A 20,292-nucleotide genomic window follows, 5' to 3' on the forward strand; every position below is an offset into this window, starting at 1 on the left:
GACTTATAAACGTTCACTAATTACTGTTCTTACAATGTCAATAGCAACTGTATTGTATCGGTCATTAGGAATAATAATATCAGCATAGCTCTTAGTAGGTTCAATAAATTCTTCATGCATAGGTTTCAAGGTGTTTTGATATCTTGTTAAAACCTCATTTATATCTCTACCTCTTTCTGAAATATCTCTTTTTACACGTCTTATTAATCTTTCATCGGCATCAGCATGAACAAATATTTTTATATCACATAAATCTCTTAGCAATTTGTTATTGAAAATTAAGATACCTTCAACAATGATTACTTTTCTTGGGTGAGTTTTTACAGTGTCTTTTGTTCTGTTATGAGTTACAAAAGAATAAATTGGTTGTTCTATTACTTTATTTTCTCTTAATTCTGCTAAATGCTCAACTAGTAATTCAAAGTCTATAGCTCTAGGATGATCAAAATTTATTTTAGAGCGTTCTTGGTAAGTAAGATTATCTGTAGCTTTATAATAAGAATCTTGAGAAATTATACAAACTTCATCAGGTGGTAATTCATTTACAATTTGATTCACTACAGTGGTTTTTCCACTTCCTGTACCTCCTGCGATACCTATTATAAAAATATTTTTCATTCGAATAATTTATGTGACAAATTTAGGAAAATATGTAAACAAAAAAAGACATCATTTCTGATGTCTTTTATTTTTTTTGAGCCGATAGAGGGACTCGAACCCACGACCTGCTGATTACAAATCAGCTGCTCTAGCCAGCTGAGCTATATCGGCTATTGCGTTAAAAGCGATGCAAATATACTATGCTTTTTAAAACTGGCAAATTTTTTTTGAAAAAAAATGATTTTTTTTTGAAATTTATATTTTGAATGATAAAACAGGTAGGGGAGAATGGTTGGCTACATCTTCAGTAATACTACCATCAAAAAAGTGAGCAAACCCTTTTCTACCGTGGGTTGCCATAGCTATAATGTCTGCTTTATGTTTTTTAGCAAAATTTAAAATACCTGCTTCAACAGTGTAATCAGAAATATAGGCAACATCATCTATGTAGTCAGCTCTTGTTCCTGCTTTTTCAAAGAAATTCTTTACAGTTGTTCTCATTTCTTCAGAACTTTTGAAAGATTTAGTTGGAGTATTTACATACACAACTTTCATTTTACAATTAATTGAGTTTGCAAAAAAGCGTGCTCTTTTAAATGCAGAAATTGATTCTTCAGAAAAATCACAAGCAAAAATAGAGTTTTCAAAAGATAATTTGGGTTCATCTTTAATTACAAGAATAGGTACTTCTGAATGTCTAATTACTTTTTGTGTATTAGATCCAACAAAAAGTTCTTTGATACCAGAAGCTCCTTGAGACCCCATGATGATTAAGTCAATATTTTCTTCTCTGCTTAGTTCATTCAATTCACTAAAAACCTTATAATGTTTAATAACTGGAGTTATTTTAATATCTTTTAAATAACTTTTGTCTAAAAATTCATTAAGTCTTCTTTCTGTCAGCTTCAAGTAAAAAACAGTTTCTTGTGCGCTTTGTGCACTACCAGAAATGATTGCCTGTGAGAATTCAAGCATGTGAACAATCACAATTTCAAAATCGAATTTTTTGGCAAATACAGCAGCTGTTTTTAATGCGTTTTCAGATTGTTCAGAGAAATCAATTGGTACTAAGATTCTTTTCATCATATTTCGGGGTGTTTTAAATTCACAGTCTAATTTACTAAATATTAAGGTGTTTCTTTTAAAACTATAGATGAAAAAGCATTAATTTTAGTTGAAATGAAGGAAAAAACAGTTAAAAAAGCTATTTTTGTTAACATATGTTTATGTAAAATGCAGGAAAAAATATGTTTTGAAGCAGTTAAAGTCGGGATGAAAGGATTCGAACCTTCGATCTCTGGTCCCCCAGACCAGCACTTTAACCGGACTAAGCTACATCCCGATAGTCAGCAAATATAGCAAAAAAGTTATTCTGAAAAATGAATGTATGGTGAAGGGGATTTAAAGAATTGTATTAAAAAAAGAGGTGAATACTTACTCACCTCTTTCAAAATATTTACTTGTAAAATATCAGATCTTATTTAACAATTATTTTTTTTGTAATTGAATCTTCACCTTCAGTTTCTAATTTAACTAAGTACACTCCTGGAGTTAAATGCAGTTTTTTAGCAGAGATTAAATTGTTTTGAGTATCTAGTTTTCGCGATAAAAACTTTTTACCATTTATGTTGTAAAGTGTTATTTTAACTTTGTTAATGTCTTCGTTGTTAATGTTTACTTGAAAATTATTTTCGGTTAGGCTATAATTAATTTTAATATTTTCAAGTATTCCTTCACCTTCCTTACCCAAGCTAGGAGTTATATTGCTTATAATATTTTTTTGAGCAACGTTTGAATTGCTACAACTACTTTCATAAATTTTCACATTGCTGAAAGTAGAAGTATTACCTGATCCGGCATCGTTATCATTTATAAAAACTAAACGATCCATGTTACCTGTATAAAAACTTCCTACAGGTATTGCATAAGTTGTGGTTCCGCTTGAATAATTATCATAGTTTGTAACACCATAATTTTGAGTTCCATGTATCTTGAAATATCTGCTAGAGGTAAGGTTGTTATCATCTTCAAATCCAATTCCATGAATTTCTCCTTGTGAAGAACTGCTGAATTCAAATTCTATAATAGTATTGCTAGTAACATTGTAATTTATGTTAATATATTTCCATGTATTATTGGTTAATTCTAATGAGTTTCCGCTATTAGTAATATTAAAAGCACCGTTTGAATCCTGATTAGAAAATGCACTAATACTAAAATCATTAAAGTTTATTGCTTCACAAGTAGGTGGAGGTGGAGTTGTAGTTCCGTTGTCAACAGAAATGGAATCAATAGCAATATCACTTTGCCAACCTTCATTACCAGTACCAGTTACAATAATAAAACGTATTTGAACATTTGATTCATTAGCGTAACTACTCAAATCTACAGAAGCTGTGTTCCAATTATTTCCTTCTGCACCAGATTTACTAAAAATACTAGACCAACTTCCTGTATCATCTATCCTTGCTTCAACAGTTAAAGACCCTATTGAGCTACCTAGCATATGATAGTCAAAAGTAAGGTTAGGTGAATTTAATGAACTAAAATCAAAACAAGGGGCGTTAAGAATAGCAGTTTTGTTAGGGTATCCTGTTCCTTCAACAGAAGCTTCAACATAAGCATAGAAACTTCCATCTGAAGCACTAGATGGACCAGTGTTGTTAGAAGGAGTTGTTCCTGAATTTCTAGTGTAGTCTATATCGTCATTAATATCTTGTGAAAAATCGCCAAAAGAAGATTCAAAACTTTCATTAAAAGGAAAAGTTGAAATAGTTTGTGAGCAAGTATTACCTGGAGGATTATTTGTGCCCACTCCATTAGATATTTCAATTAAATACTCTAAAGCTAGTTTAGCGAATTTTGCGGCATGGGTTGCATTAGGAGTAGGGGATCTGTCAAAAGTATCTCTTGTTGTATGGATGTTTGGGTTGCTTTGGTTGAAACTAGCTTCAAAAGGGAAGGCAACATCATAACCTTGTTGTGCCCAACTATAATGATCAGAGCAACCATAATTACATTGAGATGTTCCATAAGTAAGTTGATGAGTTCCTGAAGCATTGTAAAAATTCATTAATTCAATTAAAAAGTTATTTAAATTGTCATCATTATATGAATCAGTAGAGATATAAATGTCATTTGTTGATCCTTTGTAGTTAGTCATATCTAATTGCATATAACTAACAACATTTACATTTCGGTTTTTGTAGTCAACTGCAATTTCGTTTGAGCCTCGTAAACCAACTTCTTCAGCAGCAAAAGCCATGAATTCGATGGTTCTTTTTGGTTTAAAATTCATTTCAAATAAAACTCTAGCAGCTTCTGTAAAAGTAGCTATTCCAGAGGCGTTATCATCGGCTCCTGGAGCATTGTTGGCATTGCCACCAGATGCAGTAGAATCTATATGACCTCCAATAATTACAAATTCTTCAGGCTTTTCAGTACCTGTAATTGTCATTACAACAGAAGGCATATTGGTACTTGTATGGTTAACAATTCTTACAGAAACATCACTTCTACCAGAAGCCATATTTACCCATTTGTCTCTAAGATCTAATACAGATTGAGTAGCGGTAGCAGTAGTATGATATCTACTACCGTATGCTTCTAGTTCTTGTATTTGAGCTGCTATATTTAAGTTGTTAACAAGGTCTAAGCTCTGTCTTACTAGTGTTTCTTGTGTGATGGAGAAAGTAGTAAGGCTGTTTAGTGATTGGCTTCTAGATGCAATTTTGTTGTTGTTTTTGATGGTTTTAAGGGCGCTTTCTATATTAGGTTGATAGATAAAACCTGGTCCATGAACAAGTACTTTGTGGTGTAGTTCTTCTGCTGCATGAGAGGTTAGCATAACGGCGCTAAAACCGTTTAAAGATTCGATAATTTTAATGTCTTCGGGGTGGTTGATTTTTAATCCTTGGGCATCTCTAGTTTGTATGGTTGCGTAAAACATTTTTTCATTCTTTTGAGCAAAAATGTTTTTGGGAGTTAAAAAAACGCATAGAAGTACAATTGCTAAAACAATTAGTTTTAATGGTTTCATTTATAAAGGGTTTTTGGTTAATATTTAATAGGAGTGTTATGGTGGGGATAAATTTTACATGAAGTCGCTTTTTTGGTTGTTTTTTAGTTTGAAACTAATTGTAATACAGTTTCTTGTGTTTTAAAAGTACGTAAAAAATATGAAACTGTATTATTGTGTTAAGAGATTGTTATGAAAATAACTTAAAAGCTTTTTTGTATGTAAAATTATAACGAGAAGTTGAATTTTTTTTTCTAGCTGAACTTTCTTTATAAAAAAAGCATCTTAAAAAATCTTTTCAAGATGCTTTTGAGTTTTTACATGGTATAAAAAAATTGTTCATTTGTGATTTTACCGTCTTTTACTTCATATACACAAATTTCGTCCATTTGTTGTCTTCCTCTATCTTTAAAAGTAATGTCAAAAGACATTTTAGTAGTGAAATGATTTTCGGCAATAACAGGTTCAGAAATTTCGCTTTTGTGAAACTCTACTACATTATCTAACCATTGTTTACTTTTTTCGTATACATTTTCTTTTCCAGATACTACTTCGCCATGTGGTACACCTGGCATTTCTTTACTTACGATACTTTCATGATAAAGTTCGTTTATACATTCTAAATTTTTGCCTTCACGACACATTTGTAACCATTTGTTGGCAACTTCTTGAGTATTCATTTTAAACTGATTTATTGTTAGTTATCTAAAATAAATAATTTAAGTTGAAAATTAAGTGTTTGTTTATTAAATAGTTGTTAAGGCTTTTTTGTATGTGTCTAAGCAACGTTCTCTGGCGAATTTATGATCAACTATTTCTCTTTCGTAAGTAAGTTCTTGAAATTCTGGAACCCATTTTTTTATGTAGGTAAGTTGTTTATCAAATTTTTGTATTTGAGTTGTTGGATTAAAGATTCTAAAATAAGGAGCAGCATCAACACCACAACCAGCAACCCATTGCCAATTACCAACATTGCTAGCTAATTCAAAATCTAAAAGTTTTTCTGCAAAATAAGCTTCACCCCATCTCCAGTCAATTAATAAGTGTTTACATAAAAAGCTACCCACAAGCATTCTAACTCTATTATGCATAAAACCAGTTTTGTTAAGTTCTCTCATACCAGCGTCAACTAAAGGGTAACCTGTTTTTCCTTCACACCAACGTTTAAAATCATCTTCATTATTTCTCCATGCTATTCCTTCGTATTTTGGTTTGAATGATTTTTGAACAGTGTGCGGATAATGCCAAAGTATTTGCATGAAAAACTCTCTCCAAATCAATTCTTTTAAGAAAGTAATATTTTTACTTTTTTTAGCTTCTATGACGGCTTTTCTAGTCGATATACTTCCAAATCTTAAGTGAATTCCTAATTTAGACGTTGCATCTATACCTGGAAAATTTCTCTTAGCTTCATATTCATCTATCAAATCTGGTTTGATGTTATAAGTTGGAATTTTTATATCAGACTCGGTAAACCCTATTTCATCTATAGTAAGAATCTGAGTTTGCTTGCTAGAGAAACAATTGTTTAGTTTTTCAAGTGAAGGGTATTCTGTATAAGATTCTTTGGTTAGTGTAGAAAGCCATTTTTTTGAATACGGTGTGTATACTTTATACGGAGTACCATCAGCTTTTATAATTTCATTTTCTTCAAAAATAACATGATCTTTGAAAGAATGAAAACTAATATTTTTAGTGTTTAAAAAGTTAGATATTTCTAAATCTCTATTGATACCATACGGTTCGTAATCTCGATTGCAATAAACAGCTTCAATCTCCATTTCGTCAGATAATTTTTCAAAAACTTCTGAAGGAGTGCTAAAAAAAGTAAGAATAGAACTATTGTGTTTTTTTAATTGTTCATTGATTTGAGTTATTTGTTGATGAATAAAATGAACTCTAGCATCATTTCTAGGTAATTTATCTAAAATGTTTTTATCAAAAATAAAAATAGGAACTACATTAGAACTGGCTTCTAAAGCTTTAAATAGTCCGTGATTATCATCTAAACGAAGGTCTCTACGAAACCAAAATAAGGTTACTTTATCCATTAAATTCCCCAAAAAGTTCGATTAATTTTTTTTGACGATATGAGAAGATTTCTTCAAGTTTAGGTTTTACTAAAATAGGGTGTCCTAATTGACCTAAAAGTCCTAAAGGTAATTTATAATCTATAATATCTTCCATTTCTACACCACCTTTAATAGGATTTATGAAGTGCTTATGATGCCATAGAGCATATGGACCAAAACGTTGTTCATCAACAAAATATTTTTTATCAACAACATGAGTTATTTCTGTAACCCATTTTGTTTTAATTCCTAAAACAGGAGTTACTATGTATTGTATAATTTGCCCTGCAAACATTTCTTTTTCTGCACCAGATAAAATATGAAAGCCCATATAATCAGGTGTAATTGTTTTTAAATTTTTTGGATCTGATAAAAAAGCCCATGCTTGATCAACAGAAATAGGTAGTTTTTGTTTTTTTTGAAGCCTATATACTTTCATTAAAATTGGAATTAAAAAAAAGCTGCTAAATTTTAATTTAGCAGCTTTATTAGTTTAAACTTATGCGGTTAGAGGTTTACCTTTTAATCTCTTTTCAATTCGTTGTTTAACTACAGTGAGTCTTTTCATTAAGTCCATAAGCTCTGTGTCTTTGGTCTTCTTATACTCCTCGTTAATCTCTAAGATCAACGCCTTAGCTTCTCTAGAAGCTAAAATTCTGTCACTTGTAGTCACGAATTTGAATTTTCGATTTTCGAATTCTAACGCTTTTTCTACTAATGTCATAACTATTCAATAATTACTGGGTTACTTCCAAACTCTAAAAATTACTGGTTTGGCATTTTGTGTTGTTTAAAATGTACTTTTAAACATTTAAAACCAATTTCGTGCCAAATGTATATATATATTTTAATAAATATATAAATAAATTAATCTTAAAACACAATAAATAGTTAAAATTTCTTGTAAAAGAACTTTTGTTTACCAAAACTAATTAAAACTTAAACAAAAAACAAAAAGAAACTCAATATTTAATTTTAGTTTTAAATTATAATTAACAAAACGTTAGATTAAGGTGTTTTTAATTTTTACAAGGTATTTATATTCACTGATGTTAAAGATCTTTTGGTTTTTTATTGTAGTAAAACCAATAGAAGCTTTCTTTTAATGCTTTAAGAAAAAGTGAGATGATTAAATAAAAACGATTTAATTATTTTTGAATTGAATCGTTTTAGTAAATATAAGAGATAAAAAAAACTGAATTCTCTTAAGAATTCAGTTTTTCTAATATGCAGTTAGATTGATTATTTCTTTTTTAAAGTGTTGGTAATTTTTTTTAAATCATATAAAAAGAAGTTTCTATCATCATTCATTGCGACAAATAAACCATTCGGAAATTGATTTCCTAAAGAAGAAGTAGTTACTTCGCATCCATCAGTTTGAGTTGTAGATAAATTTAAAGCTCCAAGGAAATTGTTTTGTTGTCTGTCAAAAAAGTTAAAAGTACCTCTTTGCTGGTCAGATACAATTAAATATCCTGCTTTTGAATTCGTTTTAGCAATAGCAATACCTTCTATATCTGATTTGAATTGCTTACCACCAAAACAAGAGATTTCTTTATTTCCTTTATTTGGTTCAGCATGATATTTACGAATACAATGTTGTTCATCTGAATAATATATAAATCCTAATTCATTGTCAACCGCTATGGCTTCAATCTCTTTTTTACCTGAAAATTGACCAAACTTACGTACCAGCTTTAAAGAAAATTTTTCATCGAAAATTATTTCGTATTGGTACAAGTAATTATTTAAAGGACCTTCTTTTCTCCCAACAATTAAATATGTTTTATTGTTTTTTGAAGATTGATAAAAAGCAATTCCCATAGGTAATTTGAATTGTATATTTTCTTCATCTTCAAAAACTTTAAATCCACCATTATCAATAGCTTTCATATTTGGAATAGAAAATAAACGAACTTGTTGTAGCTCTCTTTCTGTAAAAGCTAATAAATCTAGAGAGGTGCTATCATTCAATTGAAAGTTGTATGAAATATCAACATTGTTAGGTCTTTTTACATTGTAAATAGATTTTTCTTGAATAATTTTTCCATCTAAATCAAAAGCATATATGGCACCTTTGGTGTTTTTATCGGTGCCGAAAATGATACTCTTTTCTGGATTTTTAGAGTTTATCCAAATAGCAGGATCATCTGAATCATTCGCAGTTTGTTCCGTAATGACATCAGGAGTTAATTTTGGGGTATTGTCTTTTTTACAAGAGCTTGTTAAAAAAATGATGCTTGTTAAAAAGATATTTGAAAGTTGTTTATTTAAATAAGTCATATTTTAAACCTAAAGTTAAACGTCTACCATAAAATTCTACTTGCATAGTTCTTTCTTCTATTCCTTGATAAAAACGTAGTGGTTGATTGGTTAAATTTGTTATGTCGGCATAAAAACGAAGATTTTTGGTAATTGCATAGCCCACATTAAAATCTAAGAAAAACTGTTTATCATAATAACGATCTTCAAACTCATTTTTTCCAAACTCATCAACATAAGCATCAGAAAAATTCGCTGAAATACGAGCTGTTAATTTCCCATCATCGTATCCTAATGAACCATTAAACATATTTGGAGCAGTATTAGGTAATTCTAAATCATCACTTCTGTCATTAATTCCATTAGCTTCAGAAGTTAAGAAAGTATAGTTTGCGTATACACTAAAGTTTTTAGTAAAACTAGGTAAGAAGTTTAATTTTTTTTGGATAGCAATTTCAGTACCTAAAACAGTAGCGTTATCACCATTTTCTGGTTTTAGAACTGTAAAACCATTAGTGTCTTCACCTAAAGTATCATCAGTAGCTTCAAAGAAAGAAACAAAAGAAAAATCTCTAATATCTTTGTAAAAAGCACCAACAGAAATTAAACCAATATCTTTAAAATAATGTTCAGCAGTTAAATCGAAGTTCATAGATTTAGCTGGCTCTAAATTTGGATTTCCTAGTTGAATTTCATCATCTTCTCTTACAATGTTTCTGAAAGGAACCAATTCAACATAATTAGGTCTTGCAATAGTGTTTGTATAAGCAAATCGAATAACGCTGTTTGGTGTAAAGTTGTATTTTAAATGTAGATTGGGTAAAATATTTGTATAAGACCCTTCATCGGTAGTAGGAGAGAAGTTTTGAAAATCTCCATCATCATCAAAATTAATAATGTTTCCTGTAGCAGTTGTTTTAGTATGTTCTACTCTAACACCAGCAAGTATTGTAAATTTATCAGAAAGCTTTTGCTCAGTCATAATATAACCAGCGTACACGTTTTCTTTGGTTAAAAAGTTTTCTCCTAAGAATTCGTCATATACAGGATCTGCATCATTACTGTTTAAATTTAAGTTACCCAACCACCTCTCATCAGCATAATTACCGGCTTGGTATTCTTCACCCACTAAAAAATCAGGATTGGTGTAGTCTTTTGTAGGAACCAAACTTAAAGTTGGATAGATGCCTTCTAAATCATATTCAAAAAAGTTGTTATTTCTTTTCTTCTTTTTTAAACGAGTTCTAGCTCCAAATTTTAAAGAACCGTCTTTACTATTAAATAGTTGCAGAGGTAGTTTAAAATTAACAAAGAGGTTAAAGTCTGTTTCATTAGTGAATTTGTTTTCTTCAGTAATTTCTTTGTATTCAAAATTACTTGAGTCATTAGCTTCGTCAATGTTTAAAGGAGTATAAATAGGAATTCTAGGATTTGAGTTATTGTTTTTAATAGTATACTCACTTTCAAAACTAGCATAACGCTCATTTAAACGTTCTTCTGAAGCTTCTGCATATGAAAAAATCCAGTCAGTTTTTAAATTTCCAAATAAATGATCACCACCAATAGTATAGTTTTGCATTCTTTGATCTTCTAAACGACGATTTTTATTTCTGTTGTTATTAATTCCTCCTTTAGATTCACGAGATACTTCTACAGGAAATCTTGTTAAGTTGTTTTCTGTAGATACTACAAAATCGCTAGCTTGAATATCATCGCCATCTAAAATCTCCTGTTTTAATCTAAAACGATTTTCTCTGTCGTCACGCCAGTTGTACATTGATTTAAAATATAAGCTATTGTTATCATCTAACTGAAAATCAAAATTAGCAGCAATACTTCTTCTAATTCGTTGAACAAAATAGGTTCTTTGCTGAAATTCTTTGGTGTACGGATTTACATCTACTTCTTCTAAAATATCTTCACCATCAGCATCTTCAACTCCTGTATTGTATTCAAATTCATTGTCCCATTCAGCTTCAATGTTGTGAGAAGCAAAATCAGTATCATTTATTGAGGCAGAAACCATCCATCCAAATTTTTTATTTTCAGTTCTGTCTCCTACTAAAAAAGAACCATTTAAAATTCTCTTATCAGTAATAAAGTTGATACCAGCTCCTGCGGTGGCAGACAATCTAAAGTTTTGAGGAGCTGTTCTAGTAATTAAATTTATAGAGCCTCCTAAAGCATCTCCATCCATGTCAGGTGTAACTGCTTTGTTAACTTCAATTGTTTGTATCATATCAGACGGAATTAAATCCATCTGAATATTTCTATTGTCTCCTTCTGCTGAAGGAATTCTGCTACCATTTAAAGTAACAGAATTTAATTGAGGAGATAATCCTCGAACAATTACATTTCGAGCTTCACCTTGATCTACTTGCATGGTAATACCTGGAACTCTTTTTATGGCATCTCCAATATTGGCGTCTGGAAACTTACCAATTTGGTCGGTAGATATTACGTTTGTAATATTAATGTTAGATTTTTGTTTGTTAATAGCTTTAGCTTCGCCTCCAATAGCTGTTGAAATGGTAACTTCATTTAATATTGTAGAATTAGGTTTCATTACTAATTTTACAACAGAAGTTTGATTTTCAATTACCGTTACTGTTTTTTCAATGCTGTCATAGCCTAAAAAAGTAACTTTTAGTTGTTGTTCGCCAATAGGAACATTCACAATAGTAAAGTTTCCATCGAAATCAGAAATACTTCCTTTTTTTAAATTTTGAATAAGAACACTAGCGCCTGGTACATAAATTCCGTTTTCATCTGTAATAATACCTTTTATGTTTCCGGTTTGTGCAGTTATTTGATTGTAGCTACAAAGAAAAATAACTGAAAATAGTAAGAGTTTTAAATAGTTTAACCGCCCCATTTTTATGTTTTTTAAGTTTGGCTAAAACTATTTAATCGTTTTATCTAAAATGTTTCTTGAAAAATAAATTAAGGTTTTTAAAATGAAAACCGAAGATGTGTTTTAACTATATTTTTACTTTAATTTAAACTGATGAATTAATATTGGAATTTTTAAAGAGTGGACTTCTTCTTTTTGTGTTTTTTCTTGTTCCATTTTCTTTTAAGAAATCGATAGCCTAAAACAGTTCCAGTAAAACTAACGATGGTACCACCAATTAATAAAAAGAAAAGAACAATATCCCATAAAGGTCTATTCCAAGCAAGAAATGAAAAATCTAAACTATGTAAACCATGATAAATCCAACGTTGAATTCTGTTTTTAGTAGCGCATTTATAAACTACCTTGGTGGTTTTAGGATTGATATAGTAGCTGATTTTATTAGTAGTATTAACTCTTATAATAGGTAATTCTTTTGTGTTATGCCTACTGTAATAGTAATTATCGTATTCATTTAATAAACTAGTATTGGTAACTTTATTATTTGTATTGAAAGATTGAATGCTTACGCTGTATTTTTCAGTATCAGGTATCTCACCAAGTTGGTTTAAATTATGCAATTGAGATGAGGTGTTCAAATGTGTAATTGAAAAAACATCATTGTCAAATAAGGTGAAATTAGCTTCTTGAATTTTTTGATGATTGGTTTTAGCTAAAAAGTTATTCCAGATTTTAGGAGAGATGTCAGATAGTAAAAAATCTCCTTTTTGCCATTCATGTAATTCTGATTTAGTTAAACTAGTGCTAGGAGTCCAGCTAAAGGGAGTCATACTCATCCATCCACTAAAAATCCAAGTGCAAACAAAAGTTCCGAAGAACAGACCAAAATAATAATGATAGTTATACCATTTATTTTTAAAACGTTTGAATTTAGCATTTGGTTTTTTCTTGTACCTAACAATTCCTGTTACCATACCGGTAACAACCATTAAAAAACCAAGGCTAGATAGCCAAACAATTAATTGAAACCAAAGTGTGTTGTGAATTCTAATATCTTTAAAGTAAATCCAATGAGGAATAGCACCTAACCACGACCAAAACCTTTCTGAAACAGTATTGGTAGCTAAAACTTCACCTGTAACAGAAGAAATATAAGTATATGTTTTGTTTGAATTGTTGAAAGAGACCTTGTAAATAGGCATGTGTTTTAGAAAACGTGTTCTAGGAATCCATTGGTCTAATTCTGTAAGTTTTGTGAGTGTTGCATCTGAATTGATTTTTAAATTTTCTTGAGCTATTGAAAGTGCTGTTGAATCAGTAATATCTACCATTTCTCCATTGTCACCATATTTAGAAATGATTTTTCCTGATGAAGTTGTTAAATGAAAAACAGGTCTTTGTAATTGAAAATTTAAAGATAAATTATGAATAGTGTCTCTATTGTTGTTTTTAAAAACAGAGTTAGGACTTAAAATGCTGTCTATTTGTTGCTGAGGAAGCATTGCTCTTTGTTGATTTTTACTCAAAAAAGGAAATGTATGGTACATCATAACAAATCCTGATAAAAACCAAATAAGAAATAAAACACTAAAAAAAGTGCCTAGCCAGTGATGCAAAGAAATTATTTTTTTTATCATAAAAAAAAGAAGCACTACCTGTTTAAGATAGTGCTTTAAGTTTTAGAAGTTATAGCTAATATTTACTTTGTAGTTTCTTCCCTGACCAACAAAAAACTGACGGTCATAAATTGCATCTGTAAAATACAGTTCATCTGAAATATTGTTAAGGTTGAATCCTATTCTTACTTTTTTTGCTTGATAGTAAATTGTACCATCTAAAGTTGTGTAAGCAGGTAATTCAAAAGTATTGCTAGAGTTTGTGTAATTGCTATCAACATAATTACCACCAAGTCCAATACCAATTCCTTTTAGTTTTGGTGTTTGAAAATCGTAGTTTATCCAGAAGTTAGCGCTGTTTTTAGGAGCAAAACGGAGTTGGTTTCCAGGAGTAATGGTTTGTAATGTTTCATCATATGATCTAACTTTTGCATCTACATATGCGTATCCAGCTTTAGCATACAATCCTTTTAATGGTTGAGACTCAATATCTATCTCAAAACCTTTAGAATCTGCTTCACCAATTTGTCTAAAATCATCTACACTTGTTCTTTCTACAATGTTATTTTTTAACATATAATAAGTAGAAAGAGTTGCTGTAAATAAATTTTTCTTTTGAAATTTTACACCACCTTCAACTTGATACCCTTCTTCAGGATCGAAAATTGTTCCATCTGGCGCAATTCTTCTAGAAGGTTTAAAGTAGTTAGAGTAAGATCCAAAAAAACTAAGAGTATTTTTAATAGGTTGGTATACTAAACCAGCTCTGTATGTAAAAGCATCAGAAGGAATATTTGTTCTGTCTCCGTTTGTTATTATATTTCTGTTATTGTCTACAGTATCTCTATAGTAAGTACCTTCAAAAATATCATATCTTAATCCAATTAAAGCTTTTAATTTATCAGAAAACTCTAACCAATCTTGTAAGTAAAATCCGCTAACAGATTCGTCTGTAACATCCACTCTTTCATCTACAGGTTCTATGTGCCCTTGATTTAAAATAGGATTTTGAACAGAAATAGTTGTAAAAGTTCCAGGTCCGATAACGCTACCTCTAAAAGTTTTACGATCTAAATAGCTGAAAGAATTACCTAAAAGTAATTTATGTTTAATGCTTCCAGTAGTAGTTGTGTAGCTAAAGTCTAATTGATTTTGAAGTGTTTTAGTTTGATGGTTAAAATAGAAAGGAAATGCTCTCGTTAATTCATCTTTTGTACTGTTAAATTCTAAAAATTCAGTAGATAAATAATCAATATCATCATCAGAATAAGAAAGAAGATTTGTTAGTTTGAAATTACTGTTAAACTCATGAGTATATTTTAATTGAAAATCAAAACGTTTGTGTTTTAGATAATCTTGAGGATCGTTATATCTTGTTTCAGGATCCATTCCAGAAACTAGAGATCCGTCATCATCAACAGGAATTCCTGTATCTGTATCGTACTTGTCGTTGTTTGCTTGAACATAAAATTCAAATGTGTCTTTACTAGTTGGTGTGTATTCAAAAGTAAAAGAACCATTATTAGTAGCTACTCCATAATCTCTCCATCCATTGGTTCTTGTCATACCAAAATCAGCTCTGTATCTTAATTTTTCAGAAATAGCTCCGCCAAATCCTGCAGACATATTGTAAGTATCAAAGCTACCATAAGAAACATTGAAGTTACCTTGAGAAACATTAGTTGGCTTTTTTCTAACAATATTGATGATTCCTCCCAAAGCAGAATGCCCATATAAAACACTAGCCGGTCCTTTTAAAACTTCAATTCTTTCAACATTGGCTAAGTTAGTTGTTGGTGCACTAGTAGAAATATTATGTCTTTCATCTCTTACTCCGTCAACAAGTAATACAAAATTATTAAATCCACGAATTCTAAAGGTTTGAAAACCTCCGTATCTGTTAATAGGTCTTACACCAGTAGCACTTTTAACAGCATCTCCTAAATCACTTACATTACGAAGCTGTAAAATTTTATTATCAATACTGTTTGTTGTAATCGGTGCATCTATATCTTTTATAGGTAGCTTTCCAACACTTAATATTTCTTTTTTAAATGTTCTTTGATTGGCATCAATATTTACTTCTTCTAAAGCAATGTCTTGTTTTTGTAACAAGATAATCAAAGGTGATTTTACTGTAGAGGTATTTATTTTTTGTTGAAGTGTTTTGTATCCAATTTTAGAAAACCTGAGTGTTTTATGGTTTTCAGGAATTGTAATGGTATAATTACCATCAATGTCTGTGGTGGTTCCTTTTGTTAAATTGTTAATGATAATTGAAACGTCAGGAATAGCTTTGCCTGTTTTAGCGTCTTTAACGATTCCTTTAATTGTAGTGTTTGATTGTGCTATGGCAAAAATAGACCATAACAAAAACACACTGCATAATACTAATCTTTTCATTTTAAGAAAAAAAGTTTTGTGCAGGTAATTTGTAGAAAATACTACAGTAATGTAGTTTTTATTTTCTAACTCTTTACCCGAGAGTTATTAATTATGTTAATGATTTATGGCAGGTCTCCTGACTTAGTTCCAAAATATCGCCTTCCCATTTATTAGACAGTGGCATATAGATATTTTGTTTGTTATGAACTTTACAGTTGCGGGAACAGTTTTGGATTTGCACCAAATTCCCTTTTAATCTTTATTCTCATAAAAAACCAAAAAAATCAGCGGCAAATGTAGTCTTTTTTATGTAACATAGGTTAAGATAATGTTGTTTAAAGATGGTTGTTTGTTGCAGAGTTAAAAAAAGAACCGTTCATTTGAAACAAAATGAACGGTTTAAGTAAGTTGTAGTATATGAAAGTAAAATTAAATATATATGCAGTAGTTTTGGTGTTTATAAAATTGTTTCTAGCAAAGTTCTTCTCGTTCAATTTTTATAACATAATCAATAATCTTTTGACCAGATTTAAGTTTAAGTTTTTTGCGTAAACGATATCTTGCAGTTTTTAAGCTTCCTGGAGAAATATTAAGAATATTAGCAGCTTCTTTAATGCTTAAGTTTAAACGAATTAAAGAACATATTTTTAAGTCGTTAGCGTTTAAATCTGGGTGTTTAGAAACTAATTTGCTATGTAGACCAGATAGTGTTTCTTCAAAAAAGAATTTAAAATGTTCCCATTCTTTATCTATATGTAGGTTTTCTTTACCAATATTAATAAGCTCTTTAATGAGTTGTTGCTCTTCTGTAGAAGAAGAAGTTTTTTCAAGTCCTCTAGCTAGCGAAAAAACTTTATTAATAATTTCATTTTTTTGCTGGAAATTGAATGCGTAAGAAATGAGTTGTTTGTTTCTAAAATCTATTTTTTGTTCTAACTTTTCTTCTTTTTTTAGTAAACCTTCTCTGTGAATATCTAGTTCTCTTAATCTTTCAGAAAAGACACTTTTGTAATAATAAATTATGAAATAAGAACTGGTTAAAAAGAATAAAAAAAATCCAATGATAATCAATTTGTTTTTAAAGTTAATATTGGATAGTTTGTTCTTGTTACCATGTAAAAATTGGCTTTGAACTCTAAAGAAGAAGTATCCTACATTTTTATTCAGTGTTAAGATTTTCTCTTTTAAGGGAGTATTTTCAATTAAATTGACATTAGTTTTTGAATCTAATTTAAATAGAAGTTTGTTTTGACAATACAATTGTTGGTAAAAACTAATGATGAGTATTATTAAAATTTTTTTTCTCTTTTCAATTAAAGATGTAACTCTTTTTAGTGTTAGGATTATTTTCATCTGAAATTTGGTTTTTATAAATTTTGTTTGGTCTGACCAATAAAAAGAAATAATCTAAAAAACAGTAGAAAACCCAGTGGACAAAGGGGGGACAGGTTTTAATTTATGGTCACAAAAGAGCCTTTATTTATTTATATAGTGATCATTTAATTGTTAATTACTTGTTGTTTAGTTGTTTATGTTGTTGGTCAAAAGCAAGTGTTTTTACCTTAATAAAAATAAGTTTGTAATTGTATAACTAAGCACTTGTAACTTAATGATTACCTATCTGTGCCTTTTTGTGCACCTGTTTTTCAAGGTCAAAAACCCTGTTCTCTTTATCATTGCATACATGTTTATGTTTTTAATTTAAAGCTTACTCTTCATTATAGTAACAGTAAAATGAAAGAGGAATACTTTAAGAAATTGAAAAATTAGATTGTGTATAAGAATGAGAATGACAATAAAAACATATTTACTATTAATATTTCTGATGGCGATAAGTCTTTGTGAAGCGCAGCAAGATGCTCAATATACTCAATATATGTATAATACAATAAGTGTAAATCCGGCATATGCAGGAAATAAAGGAACATTAAATGTTACAGCTTTATACAGAAATCAATGGCAGGGATTAGAAGGGGCACCTACAACTCAAACATTAGCTATAGATACGCCTATTGGTTGGTTAGAGCAATTCGGTTTAGGTGTATCGATTATTAATGAACAAATAGGACCAACTTCTGAAACATATTTTAATATAGATTTTTCATATAAAATTCCTGTTTCGGAAGAAGGAGAATTAAGTTTAGGGTTGAAAGGTGTAGCTCATTTGTTGAGTGTAGATTTTGAAAAGTTAAACTTGTTTGATGTAAATGATACTAGTTTTAGTAGTAGTATCAATAATAAGTTTAGTCCTAATGTTGGAATAGGTGTTTATTACAATACAGATAAGTTTTATTTAGGTATGAGTGTGCCAAACTTATTAGAGATAAATCATTTAAAAGAGAGTCAAACTTTAGGGCAAGAACGGATAAATTATTATTTCATTACTGGTTATGTTTTTGATATTAATAAAAATGTAAAATTTAAACCTGCATTATTAACTAAGTTGGTTTTTGGAACTCCTTTACAAATAGATGTATCAGCGAATTTTATGTTGTATGAAAAGTTAACCATGGGCTTAGCGTATCGCTGGAGTGCTGCTGTAAGTGCTCTAGTAGGAGTAAAAATAACTGATTCTTTAACTTTAGGTTTTGCTTATGATAGAGAAACTACTGAGTTAGGTAATACTCAGTTTAATAGTGGTAGTTATGAGGCAATGTTACGATATGAATTACCCAAAATAGGAATAAGAAGATTAACACCTCGTTTTTTTTAAAAAAAGTAAAAATGATCATAGAAAATTTATTTAAAAAGCTGTTTTTTTTAGGTGTGTTTATATGTTTTCATACTTCAATTTTTTCTCAAAAGAAAATGATGAATAAAGGGAATAATCAGTATGAAAGGTACGAATATATTAATGCTCAGAATACTTATTTAAAAGTGGTTGAAACAGGATTTAAAAGTTCAGAGCTTTTTAAAAAACTAGGTAATAGTTATTATTTTAATAGTCAGTTTGAAAATGCATCTAAATGGTATAAAAAGTTATTGGAGAATTATGAAACTACAATTAAAACAGAATATTTCTATAGGTATGCACAAACATTAAAAACTGTAGGGAATTATAAAGAAGCAGATTTATATATGCACAGGTTTGCAAGAATAAACCCAGAAGATAAAAGAGCAAAACTATTTCTTAAAAAGCAAGACTATTTGCAAAAAACAAATGATAGTATAGAGAAATTTAAGATAATTAATTTGGCTATGAATTCTTCTTTTACAGATTTTGGAACTGCATTTTATGATAATCAAGTCATTTTTAGTTCATCTAGACAAGCAGAATCAGAAGATCAAAATGTCCATGAGTGGAATAAAGAGGTGTATTTAGATTTTTATATAGGAAAGCCAGATCCAAGTACTGGAGAATTGTATGAGATTAAAAAATGGGAAGAGAACTTTAATAGTGAACTTCATGAATCGACACTTGTTTTTACAAAAGATAAAAAAACAGTTTATTTTACAAGAAATAATGAAGATGGAGGAAGTAATGATAGACTTTCTGAAAAAAGAAAAATTAAAACAAATAGACTAAAAGTATATCGATCTAAATTGAATGAAAACGGAGAATGGTCAATTCCTGAGGCTTTACCTTTTAATAGCGATTCATATTCTGTTGCACATCCTACATTAAGTGTTGATGAACAAAAAATGTACTTTTCTTCTGATATGCCTGGAGGAGTAGGTGAGTCTGATCTTTATGAAGTAACAATAAATGCTGACGGAACTTTTGGTACCCCTCAAAATTTAGGATTACTCATCAATACAGAAGGTAAAGAAACCTTTCCTTTTATAAGTGCTAATAACAATTTCTATTTTTCTTCAGATGGTCACGTAGGTCTAGGAGGTTTAGATGTTTTTACTATAAACAAGTTTGATAAAAAAGAACAGTGGGAAATAAAAAATATAGGGAAACCAATAAATAGTAGAGCTGATGATTTTGCTATCATTGTTAATGATGAAATGGGGAAGGGGTATTTTTCATCCAGTAGAAGTGAAGGAAAAGGGAAAGATGATATATATAGCTTTTCTTATTTAGAAATTAAGAAAAAAGAAGAACCTAAAATAGAAAAAGACACTTTGAAAATTCCTGAAATTACAGAGATAAAAAAAGGTGATGATTTAGGAAAAACAATAGAATTAAATCCAATTTATTTTGATTTAGATAAATCTTTTATCAGACCAGATGCAGCTTTAGAGTTAGATAAAATTGTAACTGTTTTAAAAAAGTATCCAAAAATTAAAATTCAAGTAAGATCTCATACAGATAGTAGAGCAATTTGGTATTATAATACCGCTTTAAGTAAGAGAAGGGCTAAGAGTACACGAGCATATTTAATAAAGAATGGAATTAATTCAAGCAGAATTTCAAGTAGAGGTTTTGGAGAGTCTAGGTTATTAAATAAATGTAAAGATTATGTAGTCTGTACAGAAGAAGAACATCAACTAAATAGAAGAAGTGAGTTTATAGTATTAGAAAAGTAAGAATGTAAG

At 29.8% G+C, this 20,292-nt stretch carries 14 protein-coding genes, 2 tRNA genes and 1 riboswitch; of the genes, 2 read left to right on the forward strand and 14 right to left on the reverse strand.

The genetic code is table 11. The features are described 5' to 3' along the window. Positions 1-3 precede the first annotated feature (3 nt). The 14 genes from udk to EYW44_RS09500 form a co-directional block, all read right to left on the reverse strand. Positions 4-609, reverse strand: coding sequence for a uridine kinase (udk, locus tag EYW44_RS09435; RefSeq protein ID WP_132723558.1), 606 nt, complete (start codon positions 607-609; stop codon positions 4-6). 88 nt (positions 610-697) lie between these two features. Further along, positions 698-771, reverse strand: a tRNA-Thr gene (locus EYW44_RS09440). Positions 772-855: 84 nt separating this feature from the next. Then, complete coding sequence (locus EYW44_RS09445) at positions 856-1,683, reverse strand: universal stress protein (RefSeq protein ID WP_132723559.1); 828 nt, start codon at positions 1,681-1,683, stop codon at positions 856-858. Between the two features lie 184 nt (positions 1,684-1,867). Beyond that, a tRNA-Pro gene (locus EYW44_RS09450) sits at positions 1,868-1,942 on the reverse strand. A 135-nt stretch (positions 1,943-2,077) separates the two neighbouring features. Next, a complete protein-coding gene (locus EYW44_RS09455; RefSeq protein WP_132723424.1) occupies positions 2,078-4,639 on the reverse strand; it encodes a M20/M25/M40 family metallo-hydrolase in 2,562 nt (853 codons plus the stop codon). A gap of 296 nt (positions 4,640-4,935) precedes the next feature. After that, positions 4,936-5,298 carry a nuclear transport factor 2 family protein gene (locus EYW44_RS09460; RefSeq protein ID WP_132723425.1) on the reverse strand — a complete coding sequence of 121 codons (363 nt, stop codon included), beginning with the start codon at positions 5,296-5,298 and terminating at the stop codon, positions 4,936-4,938. Between the two features lie 66 nt (positions 5,299-5,364). Further along, a complete protein-coding gene (locus EYW44_RS09465) occupies positions 5,365-6,669 on the reverse strand; it encodes a cryptochrome/photolyase family protein (RefSeq protein WP_132723426.1) in 1,305 nt (434 codons plus the stop codon). Further along, positions 6,662-7,129: an SRPBCC family protein gene (locus EYW44_RS09470; RefSeq protein ID WP_132723427.1), complete on the reverse strand. Its 468-nt coding sequence runs from the start codon at positions 7,127-7,129 to the stop codon at positions 6,662-6,664. Before EYW44_RS09470 ends, EYW44_RS09465 begins: the two co-directional genes overlap by 8 nt. 60 nt (positions 7,130-7,189) lie before the next feature. Next, positions 7,190-7,414, reverse strand: coding sequence for a hypothetical protein (locus EYW44_RS09475; protein WP_132723428.1), 225 nt, complete (start codon positions 7,412-7,414; stop codon positions 7,190-7,192). A gap of 518 nt (positions 7,415-7,932) precedes the next feature. Next, complete coding sequence (locus EYW44_RS09480; RefSeq protein ID WP_132723429.1) at positions 7,933-8,973, reverse strand: phytase; 1,041 nt, start codon at positions 8,971-8,973, stop codon at positions 7,933-7,935. Further along, positions 8,957-11,827, reverse strand: coding sequence for a TonB-dependent receptor (locus tag EYW44_RS09485; RefSeq protein ID WP_132723430.1), 2,871 nt, complete (start codon positions 11,825-11,827; stop codon positions 8,957-8,959). The genes EYW44_RS09480 and EYW44_RS09485 overlap by 17 nt, the downstream gene beginning before the upstream one ends. A 152-nt stretch (positions 11,828-11,979) precedes the next feature. Further along, positions 11,980-13,443, reverse strand: a complete 1,464-nt coding sequence (locus EYW44_RS09490) for a PepSY domain-containing protein (protein WP_132723431.1) — start codon at positions 13,441-13,443, stop codon at positions 11,980-11,982. Positions 13,444-13,485: 42 nt separating this feature from the next. Next, complete coding sequence (locus EYW44_RS09495) at positions 13,486-15,825, reverse strand: TonB-dependent receptor (protein ID WP_132723432.1); 2,340 nt, start codon at positions 15,823-15,825, stop codon at positions 13,486-13,488. Positions 15,826-15,916: 91 nt separating this feature from the next. Continuing rightward, positions 15,917-16,102, reverse strand: a riboswitch (cobalamin riboswitch). Between the two features lie 176 nt (positions 16,103-16,278). Continuing rightward, positions 16,279-17,160 carry a helix-turn-helix transcriptional regulator gene (locus tag EYW44_RS09500; RefSeq protein WP_132723433.1) on the reverse strand — a complete coding sequence of 294 codons (882 nt, stop codon included), beginning with the start codon at positions 17,158-17,160 and terminating at the stop codon, positions 16,279-16,281. A gap of 430 nt (positions 17,161-17,590) precedes the next feature. Here EYW44_RS09500 and EYW44_RS09505 point away from each other — a divergent pair, with 430 nt between their 5' ends. Both EYW44_RS09505 and EYW44_RS09510 read left to right on the forward strand, forming a co-directional pair. Further along, the gene (locus EYW44_RS09505; protein ID WP_132723434.1) at positions 17,591-18,520 is read left to right on the forward strand and encodes a PorP/SprF family type IX secretion system membrane protein; all 930 of its coding nucleotides are present in this window, start codon (positions 17,591-17,593) and stop codon (positions 18,518-18,520) included. Positions 18,521-18,531: 11 nt separating this feature from the next. Continuing rightward, the gene (locus tag EYW44_RS09510; protein ID WP_132723435.1) at positions 18,532-20,283 is read left to right on the forward strand and encodes an OmpA family protein; all 1,752 of its coding nucleotides are present in this window, start codon (positions 18,532-18,534) and stop codon (positions 20,281-20,283) included. Positions 20,284-20,292: the final 9 nt, after the last annotated feature.

This window comes from Tenacibaculum sp. M341, from assembly GCF_004337695.1.
GTDB lineage: Bacteria > Bacteroidota > Bacteroidia > Flavobacteriales > Flavobacteriaceae > Polaribacter.

Excerpts from the sequence above, each read along its gene's own strand:
- EYW44_RS09445 (WP_132723559.1), bottom strand. The coding sequence starts at position 1,683 with ATGAAAAGAATCTTAGTACCAATTGATTTCTCTGAACAATCTGAAAAC.
- EYW44_RS09455 (WP_132723424.1), bottom strand. The coding sequence starts at position 4,639 with ATGAAACCATTAAAACTAATTGTTTTAGCAATTGTACTTCTATGCGTT.
- EYW44_RS09475 (WP_132723428.1), bottom strand. The coding sequence starts at position 7,414 with ATGACATTAGTAGAAAAAGCGTTAGAATTCGAAAATCGAAAATTCAAA.
- EYW44_RS09490 (WP_132723431.1), bottom strand. The coding sequence starts at position 13,443 with ATGATAAAAAAAATAATTTCTTTGCATCACTGGCTAGGCACTTTTTTT.
- EYW44_RS09460 (WP_132723425.1), bottom strand. The coding sequence starts at position 5,298 with ATGAATACTCAAGAAGTTGCCAACAAATGGTTACAAATGTGTCGTGAA.
- EYW44_RS09470 (WP_132723427.1), bottom strand. The coding sequence starts at position 7,129 with ATGAAAGTATATAGGCTTCAAAAAAAACAAAAACTACCTATTTCTGTT.
- EYW44_RS09510 (WP_132723435.1), top strand. The coding sequence starts at position 18,532 with ATGATCATAGAAAATTTATTTAAAAAGCTGTTTTTTTTAGGTGTGTTT.
- EYW44_RS09500 (WP_132723433.1), bottom strand. The coding sequence starts at position 17,160 with ATGAAAATAATCCTAACACTAAAAAGAGTTACATCTTTAATTGAAAAG.
- EYW44_RS09485 (WP_132723430.1), bottom strand. The coding sequence starts at position 11,827 with ATGGGGCGGTTAAACTATTTAAAACTCTTACTATTTTCAGTTATTTTT.
- EYW44_RS09505 (WP_132723434.1), top strand. The coding sequence starts at position 17,591 with ATGAGAATGACAATAAAAACATATTTACTATTAATATTTCTGATGGCG.
- EYW44_RS09480 (WP_132723429.1), bottom strand. The coding sequence starts at position 8,973 with ATGACTTATTTAAATAAACAACTTTCAAATATCTTTTTAACAAGCATC.
- EYW44_RS09495 (WP_132723432.1), bottom strand. The coding sequence starts at position 15,825 with ATGAAAAGATTAGTATTATGCAGTGTGTTTTTGTTATGGTCTATTTTT.
- EYW44_RS09465 (WP_132723426.1), bottom strand. The coding sequence starts at position 6,669 with ATGGATAAAGTAACCTTATTTTGGTTTCGTAGAGACCTTCGTTTAGAT.